Origin of the sequence: Oxalobacter aliiformigenes (assembly GCF_027116575.1) — a bacterium.
Taxonomy (GTDB): domain Bacteria; phylum Pseudomonadota; class Gammaproteobacteria; order Burkholderiales; family Burkholderiaceae_D; genus Oxalobacter; species Oxalobacter aliiformigenes.
In genome coordinates this window covers 1,762,772-1,778,760 of record NZ_CP098252.1, presented here as the reverse complement: position 1 = coordinate 1,778,760, position 15,989 = coordinate 1,762,772, and the positions used below count along the sequence as shown (strand labels likewise).

The window sequence follows — 15,989 nt, the reverse complement described above, 5'->3', positions numbered from 1 at the left end:
TAAAATGCCGGATAGTATACAGAACAGGTCCACACAGTCCATATTGCCGGTTTCACCCGTGCCGTGGTGGAAAAGCAGTCTGTTCTGGCGCACTTTTTTTCTGGTGGGGATTCTGCTGGTCATCAGCATGGGCGCCTGGATTTCAAGCTTTCGCCTCGAACAGCGGGGGTCGCGTGCACGGTCGATCGCCGAGCAGGTGGTATCGCTGGTTACGATTACCCGGGCGGCACTGGTACATTCTGAACCGGAATCAAGACGTGAGCTTCTTTTTGATCTTGCCAGCAATGAAGGTATCAGGATATATCCTCTTGAACCTACAGACCAGATCGAACCGATCACCCGTGGCGACGATCTGATGCAGAACATGCTTCCCTACATACAGCAGAAAATGGGAGATGACACGATTCTTTCTCCCAATGTCAATGATATGCCCGGATTCTGGATAAGTTTCAAGCTGGAGGAAGACGACATTTACTGGTTGCGGCTGGATAACGGACGCGTCAGGGATATTTCCGGCCTGCGCTGGCTGGGCTGGAGCGGTATTGTGCTGGTGTTGTCCCTGTCGGGAGCGGGATTCATCTCAAGATTGCTGAATGAGCCGCTGGCCAGACTGGCATACGCTGCCCGCCAGATGGCGAACGGAAAACTGCCGGAGCCGTTGCCGGAGAAAGGCGTGACCGAGATCAGGGCCGCCAATCACAGTTTCAACCAGATGGTGAAAGATCTTGAACGTGTCGATCAGGACAGGACGGAAATTCTGGCGGGGATATCCCATGATTTGAGAACGCCTTTGGCACGCATGCGTCTGGAACTCGAGATGTCTTCCTTGCCGGAAGAAAGCAGGGAAGGCATGCAGGCCGATATTTCACAAATGGATGCCATCGTCGGCCAGTTTCTGGATTATGCCCGGCTGGGAGCGCCGGCGGCTTCCGAAACGGTCGATATCAGCTCGCTTTTGCAGGTTATGGCGGATGAGGCCGAAAGACGTCCGGGACTGAAACTGAATGTCAGTATAGAAAAAGGCCTGTCCATTTTGGCAAGTGAAGTCGATATCAGGCGTCTGGTCAACAATATCCTGACCAATGCGCAGCGTTACGGACGGACGCCGGAAAGCGGGCTGGCCGAAGTCGATATGGTGTGCAGTCGCGAAGGTGACAAAGTGAGAATCGAGTTTGCCGATAACGGCGTCGGTGTTCCGGAATCGGATTTCGAACGGATGTTGCGGCCTTTTACGCGTCTTGATGATGCGAGAGGACAGGCGAACGGATCGGGTCTGGGGCTGGCGATTGTCTCAAGAATTGCCAAACGTTACCGTGGTCTTGTCCAATTGGGAAACAGGGAAAGGGGCGGTTTTGTCGTCTCGGTTTCTTTTCCTGCAGTGAAAACGCCGAAATGAATTCATTGTGTTTCGCGGGGGGAGGGGCTGTTTCACTTTTTCAGAACCTGTCTGTTTCTGTTTCGACGGCAAGGGTATAATACCGCTTTGTCAGTTTGTTCCGTTTTTTCCTTTCTTATACATACGCTATGCTTATTCTGCCGGGCTCCAATGCCTTGTCCGCTTTCCGTGCCAAACGTCTTTTGTCAGCCTTGCAGGAAATCGATCCTGCCATTACGGAAGTCGCTGCACGATATCTTCATTTTATAGACGGAGGCGATGCACTTTCGAAAGAAGAATTGTCCCGTTTATCGACATTGTTGACTTATGGCGATCCTTTTGCCGGTCCGGAAAAGGGGGAGGAGTATGTGGTCGTTCCACGGGCCGGAACCATTTCTCCATGGTCTTCCAAGGCGACTGATATCGTCCATAATTGCGGACTGGAGGACGTAAGGCGTGTCGAACGGGGGGTATCCTATCGCATACAGCGTCAAAATGACGCTGCGGCTGTTTCGGATGAGAAACGGCTGGCACTGGCAGGCAAGCTGCATGACCGGATGACGGAAATGGTGATCGCCAGACGTGACGATGCCGACGTATTGTTCCGGGAACTGGAAGCGAAGCCGCTGGAATCGGTCGATATTCTTTCAGGAGGGAAAGATGCACTCGTCAGAGCCAACGGGGAACTGGGGCTGGCTCTTTCCGATGACGAGGTCGATTATCTTCTGGATGCTTTTGCGAAAGCCGGACGCAATCCGACCGATGTCGAACTGATGATGTTCGCACAGGCGAACAGCGAACATTGCCGGCACAAGATTTTCAATGCGGACTGGACGATTGATGGAGAAGACCAGTCCGGTTCGCTTTTTGCCATGATCCGCAATACGCATGAAAAGCATCCCGGAAAAACGATCGTTGCCTACAAGGACAATTCCTCCATTATCGAAGGCAAGAAAGTCATGCGTTTTTATCCTCAGGGAGGAAAAGGGGATTATGTTTATCGTCCCAATGAGGAGTTGGCCCATATTCTGATGAAAGTGGAAACGCACAATCATCCCACAGCCATTTCTCCTTTTCCGGGCGCGGCGACGGGCTCCGGGGGCGAAATACGCGATGAAGGCGCAACAGGACGTGGCGCAAAACCGAAGGCCGGTCTGACCGGTTTTACGGTATCCAACCTGCAATTGCCGGGTGCATTGCGAAGCTGGGAAAGCGATGAGGATGTTACAGCGGCAAAGAAAAACGATGGCAATACGGTATACGGAAAACCCGACAGGATCGCATCGCCTTTGCAGATCATGATTGAAGGGCCGATTGGCGGTGCCGCGTTCAATAATGAATTCGGCCGTCCCAATCTGACCGGCTATTTCCGTACCTATGAACAGAACGTCAACAGAAAGGTATTCGGTTACCACAAACCGATCATGATAGCAGGTGGTATCGGTTCGATAGCGGATATCCACGCAAAGAAAGATCCTCTTCCGGTCGGAACGCTTCTGATCCAGCTGGGCGGTCCCGGAATGCGTATTGGTATGGGAGGTGGCGCGGCGTCTTCCATGGCGACAGGCGCCAATACAGCGGATCTGGATTTCGATTCTGTCCAGCGCGGCAATCCTGAAATGCAGCGTCGTGCACAGGAAGTCATCAATGCCTGCTGGGCGTTGAAGGAAAACAATCCGATCCTTTCCATTCATGATGTCGGTGCAGGGGGGCTGTCGAACGCGTTTCCTGAAATCACTCATGATGCCAACAGGGGCGCCGTATTCGATTTGCGAAACGTGCCGCTGGAAGAAAGCGGCCTGTCGCCACGCGAAATATGGAGTAACGAATCGCAGGAACGGTATGTACTGGCTGTTGCCCAGGAAAATATCGAACTGTTTGACCAGTTGTGCGGCCGTGAACGGTGTCCTTACGCTATCGTCGGCGTGGCGACGGAAGAAAGGCAACTGAAAGTCATCGATCCGGAATATGGCAACAATCCGGTCGATATGCCGATGGATGTCCTGTTGGGCAAACCTCCGAAGATGCATCGTGATGTCACTCATGTCGTGCATCATTATCCTTCCGTCAGACTGGATCAGCTCGATCTGGAGACGGTCGCGCGTGATGTCATGCTGTTGCCGACCGTAGGTGACAAGTCGTTTCTGGTCACGATTGGGGACCGTTCCGTTGGCGGTTTGACGAGCCGGGACCAGATGGTCGGCCCCTGGCAGGTTCCTGTGGCGGATTGTGCCGTGACGCTGATGAGTTTCGAGGGCTATGCAGGCGAGGCGATGGCAATGGGTGAAAGAACGCCGCTGGCCGTTATCGATGCACCGGCTTCAGGTCGCATGGCAATCGGTGAGGCACTGACCAATATCGCTTCCGCTCCGATAGATGATATTTCCGATATCAAGCTGTCTGCCAACTGGATGGCCGCCTGCGGACAGTCCGGACAGGATGCGGCGCTGTTCGATACCGTCAGGGCCGTCGGACTTGATCTTTGCCCTCAACTGGGGATCAGCATTCCGGTCGGCAAGGACTCTCTTTCGATGAGAACGACCTGGAAGGATGGTGAGACCGAAAAAGAAGTCATGTCACCTGTTTCCCTGATTGTTTCCGCTTTCTCGCCGGTGACCGATGTTCGCGGTGCGTTGACTCCGCAACTGGATCTGGATGCCGGGGAAACGGCACTTATTCTGATTGATCTTGGTCGGGGAAAAAACCGGATGGGTGCTTCGGCACTGGCCCAGGTTACCCGGCAGATCGGTTCATCGGTACCGGATGTCGACAGTGCAAATGACCTGAAAGCATTTTTTGTCGCGATACAGAAACTGAATCGTGACGGGGTGCTTCTGGCCTATCATGACCGTTCCGATGGCGGGTTGTTTGCCACCTTGTGTGAAATGGCTTTCGCAAGCCGTTGCGGGCTGGATATCGATCTGGATTATGTCGTCAATGCCGCTCTTGCCAAAGGTTCGGATAGGGAGAACCTTCTCTCCGTACTGTTCAATGAGGAACTGGGAGCCGTCATTCAGGTCCGTTTCAGTGATCTGGACAAGGTGAAATCAAGGCTGAGGACAGCCGGTCTTGAAGCGGCCACCCATTATCTGGGTTCCGTAACCGAGGGCGAGATACTGGAATTCAAATTGCGCGGTATGCCTGTTTATACCCATTCCCGTGTCGGTCTGCATCGCTTGTGGAGTGAAACGAGCTGGCGTATTGCCCGCTTGCGGGACAATCCCGAATGTGCGGATATGGAATATGACCGGATTCTGGATACGTCCGATCCCGGAATGACGCCACTGGTGCCTTTCGATATGGAAGAAGATATTGCGGCGCCGTTTATTGCCAGGGGAATCCGTCCGCGTGTCGCCATACTGCGTGAACAGGGATCCAATTCCCACGTTGAAACGGCTTATGTCATGCACAAGGCAGGGTTTGAATCGGTCGATGTGCATATGAGCGATCTGATTGACGGAAGACTGTCTCTGGACGACTGCAAGGGCATGGTCGCCGTCGGCGGTTTTTCCTATGGAGACGTATTGGGCGCCGGAGAAGGATGGGCGAAAACGATTCTGTTCAATGAGAGACTGAAAGAACAGTTCGAAACCTTTTTCGTCCGGCAGGATACTTTTGCACTGGGTATTTGCAATGGCTGTCAGATGATGAGCAATCTGGCAACGATCATCCCGGGGGCCGAAGCATGGCCCAAGTTTGTCCGTAACCGTTCGGAACAGTTCGAAGCCCGTTTTGTGATGGTCGAGATTCCGAAGTCGCCGTCCATATTTTTCAGGGATATGGATGGACTGAAAGCCCCGATTGTGGTTTCACACGGGGAAGGCAGGGCCGATTTTTCGCAACAGGGAGATATGGGCAAGGTTCTCGTTGCCATGCGTTATATCGATCATAATGGCATGCCGACGGAAGTTTATCCCTTGAATCCGAATGGTTCTCCGCAGGGTATTACATCCGTGACGACCCCTGATGGCCGCTTTACGGTACTGATGCCGCATGCCGAAAGGGTGTTTAAAACGGTGCAACAATCCTGGGCTCCGGATTTCTGGGGAGAATGTTCACCCTGGATGCGCATGTTCCGCAATGCCCGTAAATGGATTGGATGAATCGGCCTGTACTGCAATCAGGGAAACTGCCTGTAAGCGAAGGCAGTTTCCTGTTGGAACCGGATGAATGTTCTTTGGCTGTATTGATGAAAAAACCGGACATGTTTTCCCCACGAAATGACCTGCGCCGCTTTTTGTGCAGGGATATTCCGGATATTGCTGAAATCCTGACTCGTTCACATCGAACCAAACAGGCAAATATGTCGGGTATTTTTCTTTTATAATCCTTTTTTTCAGCTTTACTGCTTTCTACAATAAAAATGAAATCTGCCGAAATTCGTGAAAAGTTTCTGAGTTTTTTCAAAGCAAGAGGCCATACGGTCGTCCGTTCAAGTCCACTGGTTCCGGCCAATGACCCGACCCTGATGTTGACGAATGCCGGTATGGTCCAGTTCAAGGATGTTTTTCTGGGACTGGACAAACGTCCCTATACCCGCGCGACGTCCGTGCAGCGATGTGTCCGTGCAGGAGGGAAGCATAACGATCTCGAGAATGTCGGTTATACGGCGCGGCACCATACTTTTTTCGAAATGCTGGGCAATTTCAGTTTCGGTGATTATTTCAAGCGCGATGCCATCCATTTTGCATGGGATTTGCTGACGACAGTATATAAATTGCCTCCGGAAAAACTGTGGGCGACCGTCTATCAGGAAGACGATGAGGCCTATGGTATCTGGGCCGATGAGATCGGTTTGCCGAAGGAACGGATTGTCCGTATCGGTGACAACAAGGGAGCGCGTTACGCATCCGACAATTTCTGGCAGATGGCGGATACCGGTCCGTGTGGTCCGTGTACGGAAATCTTTTACGACCACGGTCCTGAAATTGCCGGAGGGCCTCCGGGAAGTCCGGACGAGGATGGCGACCGTTATATCGAAATATGGAATCTCGTGTTCATGCAGTTCAATCGCGATGAACAGGGAAATATGACGCCATTGCCGCGTCCGTGTGTCGATACCGGCATGGGGCTGGAACGTCTGGCTGCCGTATTGCAGCATGTTCACAGCAATTACGATATCGACCTGTTCCAGAATCTCATCAAGGCCGCGGCACGCGAAACGGATACGGCAGATTTGACAGACAATTCCCTGAAAGTCATCGCCGATCATATTCGTGCCAGCGCTTTCATGATTGTTGACGGTCTTATTCCGGGAAGCGACGGGCATGGTTATGTATTGCGCCGTATCATCCGCCGTGCACTTCGCCACGGGTACAAACTGGGTCAGACAAAGCCGTTTTTTTACAAACTGGTTGACGATCTCGTCAGGGAAATGGGCGCGGCCTATCCGGAACTGACGGAAGCGGCCGGCTATGTCCAGCGGGTTTTGCGTCATGAGGAAGAACGTTTCGGCGAAACACTCGATAATGGCATGAAAATTCTGGAAGCGGCGCTGGCGAAAGAACCACGGGTTCTGGATGGCGAGACGGCCTTTACGCTTTATGATACCTATGGCTTTCCGCTGGATCTGACAGCCGATATTTGTCGTGAACGGAATATTTCTGTCGATGAGGCCGGATTTGATATTGCCATGGAAAAACAGAAAGCGGCAGCACGTGCTTCGGGTAAATTCAAAATGGCAGCCGTTCTGGAGTATAACGGTGAAAAAACCCGTTTTGTCGGTTATGAACGCCTGGAAGAAACCGGGACGGTGGTGGCCCTGTATCGGGATGGAACACCTGTTGACAGGATTGAAGAGGGCCAAAGCGGTGTCGTCGTGCTGGATACCACGCCGTTTTATGCTGAATCGGGGGGGCAGGTCGGTGATGTGGGTGTACTGGCAGGCCAGCATATGCGTTTTGAAGTGGAAGATACGCAAAAAATCCAGGCTGATGTGGCCGGACATCATGGCAAGGTTGTCAACGGAACGGTTTCGCTGGGCGACAAGGTGGATGCACGTGTCAATATGGAATTGCGTGCGCAAACGATGCGCAATCACTCCGTTACCCATCTGATGCACAAGGCTTTGCGTCAGGTCCTGGGAGCGCATGTCGCACAACGGGGGTCGCTGGTCGATCCGGACAAAACCCGTTTTGACTTCAGTCATAATGCACCGGTGACGGATGACGAAATCCGCCAGGTTGAGGAAATTGTCAATCGGGAAATCGTCGCCAATACTCCGACACAGGCACAGCAGATGAGTTTCGATGAGGCGATCGCACATGGTGCGACGGCTCTTTTCGGCGAAAAATACGGTGATGTGGTTCGTGTGCTCGATATCGGGTTTTCCTGTGAATTGTGCGGTGGTACCCATGTTTCCCGGACAGGGGATATCGGATTTTTCAAAATCGTTTCGGAAGGCGGTGTCGCTGCCGGAATCCGGCGGATTGAAGCGGTGACGGGGCTTGCCGCAATGCACTGGGTGCAGGAAATGTCCCGAAAAGTCGATGAAGCGGCGGTAGCGCTGAAGACCCAGCCTGATGAACTGGTTAACCGGATTGTCCAGCTTCAGGATCAAATGAAAGGTCTGGATCGGGAGCTGTCGACGCTGAAAGCCCGGTTTGCATCCAGCCAGGGTGACGATCTGGCGGGCAAAGCCATCGATGTCAGTGGTATCAAGGTGTTGGCCTCCATGGTTGAGGGGGCCGACGTGCCCGGTTTGCGCAATGCCATGGACAAGCTGAAGGACAAGCTGAAAACGGCAGCCATTGTTCTGGCAACGGTCAAGGATGGCAAAGTCAGTCTGATCGCGGGTATTACTTCCGATATGACATCGAAGATCAAAGCTGGCGAGCTGGTCAATTTTGTCGCCAGCCAGGTCGGTGGCAAAAAGGGGAGGCCGTCCTGATATGGCTCAGGCAGGCGGGTCGGATCCGAGCGGCCTTCCGGAAGCGTTGAAGAGCGTGAAGAAATGGGTACAGGAACGTCTGGGTTGACTGATTGACAGAAAATGGAAAACGACGATCCGAAGCGAACCGATCAGACTGTCGATGCCTGTGGGACGAAATGTCCGATGCCGATCCTGAAGGCGAAGAAGGCTTTGGCGAACATGGAATCCGGGCAGTTGCTGAAAGTTCTGGCGACTGATCCGGGCGCTGTACGCGATTTTCATTTTTTCGGCAGCCAGACAGGAAATGAAGTGGTGGAACAGACTGAAGAAAATGGTATTTTCACCATTATTGTCAGAAGAAAATAGGATTGGAAAAACAGCGAGTTATTTTGGAGCGACGCATGAAAATACTGGTACCCGTCAAGCGGGTTGTAGATTACAACGTCAGGATTCGTATCAAGCCAGACGGAAGCGGTGTTGAAACGGATAATGTGAAAATGTCGATGAATCCGTTTGATGAAATCGCTATCGAGGAAGCGGTCCGTCAAAAAGAAGCAGGCGTCGCGACAGAAATCATTGCTGTTTCATGTGGCGTGGAAAAATCGCAGGATATCTTGCGTACTGCTATGGCTATTGGTGCCGACAGAAGTATTCTGGTCAGGACGGAAGCCGGATTGCAGCCGCTGGCTGTAGCAAGGATACTGAAAAAAATCGTTGAAAAGGAACAGCCGGATCTCGTTATTCTGGGCAAACAGGCGATAGATGATGATGCCAACCAGACCGGACAGATGCTGGCGGCTATGCTTGATTGGCCACAAGCGACTTCGGTATCGGAACTTGCCATTGAAAACGGAAAGGCGTTGGTCACGCGTGAGATCGATGATGGTCAGGAAACCCTGTCGTTGCAGTTGCCCGCGGTCGTTACGGCGGATTTGCGGCTGAATGAACCGCGTTATGTGACGTTGCCCAATATGATGAAGGCCAGAAAAAAACCGGTTGAAACGACTTCTCCCGAAGAATTGGGCGTATCGGTAGATTCCCGTCTCAAAACCCTGAAGGTAACCGAACCGGCTGCCCGTTCGGAAGTCCAGATGGTGCCTGATATTGCCACGCTGGTGTCCAGGCTGAAAAACGAAGCCAAAGTGATTTGAGCCTCATTCGATCATTATCCAGTTTTCAATACAGGAATTCAGAAATGTCCATTCTCGTTATTGCCGAACATGACAATCAGTCTTTGAAGAACAGTACCTTGAATACCGTAAGCGCCGCTTTGTTGTGCGGTCAGGATATTCATTTGCTGGTGGCCGGTTGCCAGTGCAAAAGCGTTGCCGAAGAAGCGTCGAAAGTGTCCGGTGTCTCGAAGGTACTGATGGCTGATGCGACTTCACTCGAGCATGCTTTGCCGGAAAACGTGGCACGCCAGATATTGACCATCGCTGCCGCTTATACTCACATACTGGCTCCGGCCACTTCCAGCGGAAAAGCTGTCATGCCGCGTGTCGCGGCCTGTCTGGATGTCGGGCAGATTTCCGAAATCACCCGGGTCGTTTCGGAAGAGACATTCGAACGGCCGATTTATGCAGGCAATGCCATTGCGACGGTGCAGTCGGAAGATACGATCAAGGTATTAACTGTCAGAACCACAGCTTTTCCACCCGCGGAAAAAAGTGACAATGCCGTGCCGGTTGAAAATATTGCTGCCGTTGCCGATAGTGGCAGATCGTCTTACGTATCGTCCCGGACGGACAAGTCGTCCCGTCCTGAGTTATCCAGTGCGAAGATCATTGTATCCGGAGGGCAGGGTGTGGGATCGGCGGAGAATTTCAGACTGATTGAACAGCTGGCGGACAAGCTGGGGGCCGCGGTCGGAGCTTCCCGTGCAGCAGTCGATGCCGGTTATGTTCCGAATGACTTGCAGGTCGGTCAGACGGGAAAAATTGTCGCTCCGGATCTTTATATTGCGGTGGGTATTTCAGGCGCTATTCAGCATGTCGCCGGAATCAAGGACTCCAGAACTATTGTCGCAATCAATCAGGATCCGGATGCACCGATTTTTCTGGCTGCTGACTATGGAATAGTCGGGGATCTGAATGAACTGGTTCCCCAGCTGATTGCCGCGCTGGACTGATTGCGGCCTTGTTGACCGATGAGGGACTGACCGGCGGAACGGCAGTCTGGGTATGCGGTTGATCTGAATCGTGACGGCAGGCAAGCCGTGAAGCAGTTTTGTATGAGTTGTCCGGGGAAATGCCGACCCCGGACAATGGTCGTTCCCGAACAGATTGTTTGAACCGGGGAGGTGTTATGCCAGTTTCTGAAAATGATACGTTGTCTGTGTTTGCACCACAGGAAATCTCTACCGAAGTATTGCTCGAGAAATATGCCAAAGGCGACGAGACGACTGTACAGGAAGTCATGGAAAGAGTTGCCCACGCACTGGCGGAAGTGGAATCCCCCGAAAGCAGGAAACAGTATGCCGGAAAATTTCTGTGGGCCATGCAAAACGGATTCATACCGGCGGGTCGGATCAGCAGTGCCGCCGGTACAGGATTGCAGACGACGCTTATCAACTGTTTTGTCCAGCCGGTCGGCGATTCGATAACGGATACCGTTGACGGCAAACCGGGGATTTATACGGCTCTGGCGCAGGCGGCGGAAACCATGCGCAGAGGCGGGGGTGTCGGTTACAATTTTTCATCCATCCGTCCACGTGGCGCCAAAGTGCGGGGAACAGGCAGCAGTGCCTCGGGTCCGATTTCCTATATGAAAGTGTTTGACCGCTCCTGTGAAACGGTCGAGTCGGCTGGTGCACGGCGTGGTGCCCAAATGGCGGTTCTTGGTATCGATCATCCGGATATTCTGGAATTCATCACGGTCAAGCAGGAACGGAATCAGCTCAGCAATTTCAATGTATCCGTCGGTGTGACGGATGCGTTCATGCGTGCGGTCGAGACAGATAGCGATTTCGAACTGGTGCACGATGCGGAACCCAATGACAGTCTGAAAGAAAAAGGGGCTTGCAAACGGGCTGACGGCAAATGGGTTTACAGCCGGGTGAAGGCGCGGGATGTCTGGAATCTGGTCATGAAGAGCACATACAATGCCGCAGAGCCGGGAGTCCTTTACATTGACCGGATCAACAGGGAAAACAATCTGGCATATTGTGAAGTCATCGAGGCGACCAATCCGTGTGGTGAACAGCCCTTGCCGGATTATGGCTGTTGTTGCCTCGGTAGCCTGAATCTGGCTGCTTTTGTGATCGCGCCGTTTTCGGAGAAACCGGTTTTCGATTTTGAACGGCTGACCCGGGTAACCGGAATCGCAGTCCGTATGCTGGACAATGTACTGACAGCAACAAAGTGGCCACTTGAGGAACAGGCACGGGAAGCCGCAGCGAAACGCCGTGTCGGTCTGGGATTTACCGGACTGGGAGATGCCCTGATCATGCAGGGAATACGTTACGATTCGGATGAAGGGCGCCATTTTGCGATCAAGGTTGCCAAAACGATGCGCGATGCGGCCTATTCGGAGTCGATTGATCTGGCGAAGGAACGTGGATCTTTTCCCATGCTTGATGTGGAACGTTATCTGGAAGGGGGATTCGTATCGCGTTTGCCTGAAGAGATAAAAACACGGATTCGCAAGCATGGCATCCGGAATTCCCACCTGACGTCCATTGCACCGACCGGCACGATTTCACTGGCTTTCGCCGATAATGCGTCCAATGGTATCGAACCGGCATTTTCGTGGTTTTACAATCGTGTCAAGCGTATGCCTGACGGTTCCAGAAAAAATTACACGGTAGAAGATCATGCCTATCGGGTTTACCGGTCCATGAATAACGATGTCTCGGAACTGCCCGCTTGTTTCGTTTCGGCACTGGAAATATCGGCGATGGACCATATGCTGATGGTGGCGGCAGTCGCTCCTTATATCGATGCCGCCATATCGAAGACCGTCAATGTTGCAGAAGATTATCCCTATGAGGATTTCAAGAATCTGTATCTGGAGGCCTGGAAAAAAGGGTTGAAAGGCATTACGACCTATCGCCCGAACAGCGTGAGAGCGGCTGTTCTTTCTGTTTCTGGGGAAAAAACGGAAGAAAAAAACGGAAAGAAGGAAAACAGTTCGCATTCTGTTACGCTTCTGGAGCAGGACAGACGCATCACTCTGAAGGAAGTGACTATCGCTCCTCCGCTGTCTTCGTTAAGGTGGCCGTCACGTCCGATGTTGCCTGCAGGGGCTTCAGCCTGGGTGAGTGAACAGATACAGTCACCGCAGGGAGAATTTGCCGTTGCCGTTTCCGATCACGATGGCATTCCGTTCGAGGTCTGGGTACTGGGAGGACAAACGCCGCGCGGTCTCGATGCTATTGCGAAAACCCTGTCCATCGATATGCGCGCCAACGATCGGAGCTGGTTGCACAAACGTTTTACCATGTTATCCCATGTCGGAGGAGATTCTTTCGAAATGCCGATGCCTCCGGACGGCGAATTCATTCAGGTTCCCAGTGCGACGGCGGCTCTCGCCAGACTGGTCATGTGGCGTTACAATCAGCTGGGTGCGCTGGATCATAAAACGGATGAACCCTCGCCGGTTCTTGATGCGCTTTTTTCCCGTCATGAACCCAAGACCGGGACGGATGGTACCCTGGCATGGGTGGCCGATGTACAGAACCCGTCGACTGGCGATGATTTTGTTCTGATGCTGAAAGAACTGGAAATGCCTGATGGTACGCGCCGTCCATACAGTATGGGATTGACTGGTGGCCATCCCCGTGCACTGGATGGTTTGTGCAAGCTGCTTTCGGTTGACATGCGTGTGATTGATCCGGCATGGATCGGTATGAAGTTGCGCAAATTGCTGAATTACGCCGAACCGCGAGGTGATTTTCTGGCACGGGTTCCCGGTACGGCAAGACAGGCCAGTTTTCCATCTACCGTTGCCTATATTGCTCAGCTGGTCATTCACCGCTATAACATGCTGGGCATTCTCATGCCGGATGGCCATCCGGTCAAACCGCTGGGTGTCGTCGCCGATGAGCCGGTTCACGAAATACGGACTTCTGCACAGAAAATGGCCGGCAGATTGTGTTCGGAGTGCGGCAATGCGACCGTTATCCGCAAGGATGGTTGCGATTTCTGTACATCGTGCGGAGCGATCGGTTCCTGCGGCTGACCGCCGCTGAAGATGATAGCCCTGCAGGTATGACTGTTGCCTGCAGGGTTTTTTATTGGAAAGAAGGGTTCCGGAATGGATGAGCATGTTTTGAAAAATGCGAGGCGATTTACAGGGTTTGCCGGGCTTTATGATGGTGTACGTCCCAGGATGCCGGTTTATCCGGTTGAGGTCATACGTCAATATCTGGGACGGAAACCGGACAGGGTCGTTGATCTCGGATGCGGGACGGGACTTTCTACTCTTGTCTGGCGGAATCGGTGTCTGGAAGTGATCGGTATCGAGCTCAGTGACGATATGCTTGCTGTTGCACAAAAAAAGGAAATGAACGGAATAGCCTTCAGGAAAGGTTCTTCGACCAGTACGGGATTACCGGATAAGTCAGCCGATGCCGTCATCTGTTCCCAGTCGTTTCACTGGATGGAACCACGGTCGGCCTTGTCTGAAATCAACCGTGTCCTGAGGCCGGGAGGAGTGTTTGCTACAGTCGATTGCGATTGGCCTCCTGTCTCCGATTGGCGGGTCGAAAAGAAATATAAGGAATTGTTCGACAAGGTTCTCCAAATCGAAAAAACGGAAAAACTTGTTGAATCGTCATTTGTTCGGTGGGAAAAAACCGGACATTTGCATCATATCGAAAGCAGCGGATATTTCAGATATGTCAGGGAAATCGTTTTTTCCAGCAGGGAAAAATGCGATGCCGAAAGACTGATCGGGCTGGCAAAAAGCCAGGGAGGGTTGCAGAGTATACTGAAAGTCGATCCAGGTCTGATCGAAGAAGATCTTGCCCGGTTCATGCGATCTGTTCGGGATGTATTCGGCGAAACAGTGTTTGATATCGATTTCGGTTACCGGATGAGGATCGGCGTCAAATAATGGTTGTCAATCCTTGTCTGGAACAGGAAACAGGGAGAGGAATTTCCTGAAGTGGCGGGGCGTCGTCCTGTTTGTAGGTCCGGTAAATATGTCTTGTTTCCTTTTCATGGAAATAAAGGAAGGATTGTTTAAGGGCAGCCTGATGCGATCAGGAAGGTCGATCCTTTGTAATCCGGTTTGATGCGATGAAGGTTGTTTCTGAAATAGCCGAAGCCGTTTTTCGGTCTGTTTTCATTGGGGAGAACGGCGATATTTGTCAAACATCAAACGGAAGTCCGTGATAATCCATTACGATTTACGATTTTTATGAAGGTCATTCATTGAATGGATGACATTATTCAGGCGATTTTCTTGTTTTGTTTCTTCCGAAAACCGAAAGACCATCATGTTATCAAGTGTGTATGTTCAGGTTGCCGTTACCAGTGATAATGAACGGCTTAGGCGACAGTTGGGATATCTGAGGAAAAAAACAGTTTTATCTGACGGGGACATTTCCGGAATGGACGAGATTATCCACCGTATCGCGCAAATTTACGAGCAATGCCGGTTGAGCCGTTTCGAGAAAACGGTTTTGCCGGTTCTGGCAAGAACGGGAAAAATTTCGCAGCAACTTCTGGCGGAATTCAGGTCTTGCAGAAACAATATTAGTGAAACCTATTTTCTTTTAACCTGTTTTCCCTGGAAATGGAGTATCGGCAGGGATATATTGACAGACAGGGTCGATCTGTACATCCGTCAGATCGAGGATCTTATTGATCGGAAGGAAACCCGTCTTTTCGAACAGGCCAAAGAAGTTCTGTCCGATGAAAACTGGTTCGAAATGGCGGAAACATTCATGGAAGAGGACAACGGTTTTCCGGAATTTGAGGAATACCGTTTCGGGTATCACGACAGCTTTTTGCCGAAAGAAAACGGAGAATATGTCAGGAATGGTTTTTCCGTGTCATATCGCTGAAATGAAATACAAGTTATAATACGAAGTTGCAATAATCGGCAAATCAACCAGTTAGCCGATTTCCGTTTTCGGACAGACGGAGCAGGGCAGTTGTCGGTTCTATCTTGCCGGACGGCCGCCGGGAGCCGGATACGGTTTGCCTGAATCCAGGTTTCAAACCGGAACCGGGAAATCCCGATTATCTTACAAAGATTTTTAGGAAAGGATTTTTACATGAAAAAATCAATGTCCAGAGAGCATGCCGATCTTTTGAAGCGTTGCTATATGAGCATGGGCATGGATCATGACATCATGCTTGGAGTGCAGAACCGCAAAGCTGAAGCGTATGATTTGCTGGCGCATATACATTCCGAAGTTCACAAGCCGCATATCGCTGATGGTGGTAATGGATCTCACCATCCTTGCCATTGCGCAAATTCCTGATCAGGTCTGTTTCTCTTCGAAAACCTGTTGTTTATTGATTGACCTCCTGTCACGATTGAGTTGTTTGCATGTCATATTGAAAAATGGCGTGATGTGCATATTGTCAATCGTGAAAACAGGCAGGTTTTTCCCGTTTTCTGATTCCTCTGGCCTTGTTCAAGGTCAAAACCCACAACTTCGTCGACTTTCACAAAATTTTTACTGTTTTTACATCAAGAAAAAAGTAATTTGCGCTTCCTCTTGATATCATGTCCTTTTTTGTGAAGTCGGGTTCCATATTCTATGCTGAATTTTCTATCGCACATTTTTGG

General features: G+C 51.6%; 9 protein-coding genes and 1 pseudogene. All 10 read left to right on the top strand.

Annotated elements, in window-relative coordinates; all coding sequences use genetic code 11:
• Window positions 1–4: 4 nt before the first annotated feature.
• The 10 genes and pseudogenes from NB647_RS08245 (at window position 5) to NB647_RS08200 (ending at window position 15,678) form a co-directional block, all read left to right on the top strand.
• Window positions 5–1,396 carry an ATP-binding protein gene (locus NB647_RS08245; RefSeq protein WP_269264132.1) on the top strand — a complete coding sequence of 464 codons (1,392 nt, stop codon included), beginning with the start codon at window positions 5–7 and terminating at the stop codon, window positions 1,394–1,396.
• A gap of 128 nt (window positions 1,397–1,524) precedes the next feature.
• Window positions 1,525–5,478, top strand: a complete 3,954-nt coding sequence (gene purL, locus NB647_RS08240) for a phosphoribosylformylglycinamidine synthase (protein WP_269282919.1) — start codon at window positions 1,525–1,527, stop codon at window positions 5,476–5,478.
• 260 nt (window positions 5,479–5,738) lie between these two features.
• Window positions 5,739–8,352, top strand: a pseudogene (alaS, locus tag NB647_RS08235) (alanine--tRNA ligase).
• A gap of 14 nt (window positions 8,353–8,366) precedes the next feature.
• The gene (locus NB647_RS08230; protein ID WP_269282917.1) at window positions 8,367–8,612 is read left to right on the top strand and encodes a sulfurtransferase TusA family protein; all 246 of its coding nucleotides are present in this window, start codon (window positions 8,367–8,369) and stop codon (window positions 8,610–8,612) included.
• Window positions 8,613–8,647: 35 nt separating this feature from the next.
• On the top strand, window positions 8,648–9,397 hold the full coding sequence (locus NB647_RS08225) for an electron transfer flavoprotein subunit beta/FixA family protein (protein ID WP_269282916.1): 750 nt from the start codon (window positions 8,648–8,650) through the stop codon (window positions 9,395–9,397).
• 44 nt (window positions 9,398–9,441) lie between these two features.
• On the top strand, window positions 9,442–10,374 hold the full coding sequence (locus NB647_RS08220) for an electron transfer flavoprotein subunit alpha/FixB family protein (protein ID WP_269282914.1): 933 nt from the start codon (window positions 9,442–9,444) through the stop codon (window positions 10,372–10,374).
• Between the two features lie 176 nt (window positions 10,375–10,550).
• On the top strand, window positions 10,551–13,424 hold the full coding sequence (locus NB647_RS08215) for an adenosylcobalamin-dependent ribonucleoside-diphosphate reductase (protein ID WP_269264126.1): 2,874 nt from the start codon (window positions 10,551–10,553) through the stop codon (window positions 13,422–13,424).
• A gap of 75 nt (window positions 13,425–13,499) precedes the next feature.
• Complete coding sequence (locus tag NB647_RS08210; RefSeq protein ID WP_269282911.1) at window positions 13,500–14,300, top strand: class I SAM-dependent methyltransferase; 801 nt, start codon at window positions 13,500–13,502, stop codon at window positions 14,298–14,300.
• 499 nt (window positions 14,301–14,799) lie between these two features.
• A complete protein-coding gene (locus NB647_RS08205; protein ID WP_269282909.1) occupies window positions 14,800–15,255 on the top strand; it encodes a hypothetical protein in 456 nt (151 codons plus the stop codon).
• Window positions 15,256–15,468: 213 nt separating this feature from the next.
• Window positions 15,469–15,678, top strand: a complete 210-nt coding sequence (locus tag NB647_RS08200) for a hypothetical protein (protein ID WP_269282908.1) — start codon at window positions 15,469–15,471, stop codon at window positions 15,676–15,678.
• Window positions 15,679–15,989 lie beyond the last annotated feature (311 nt).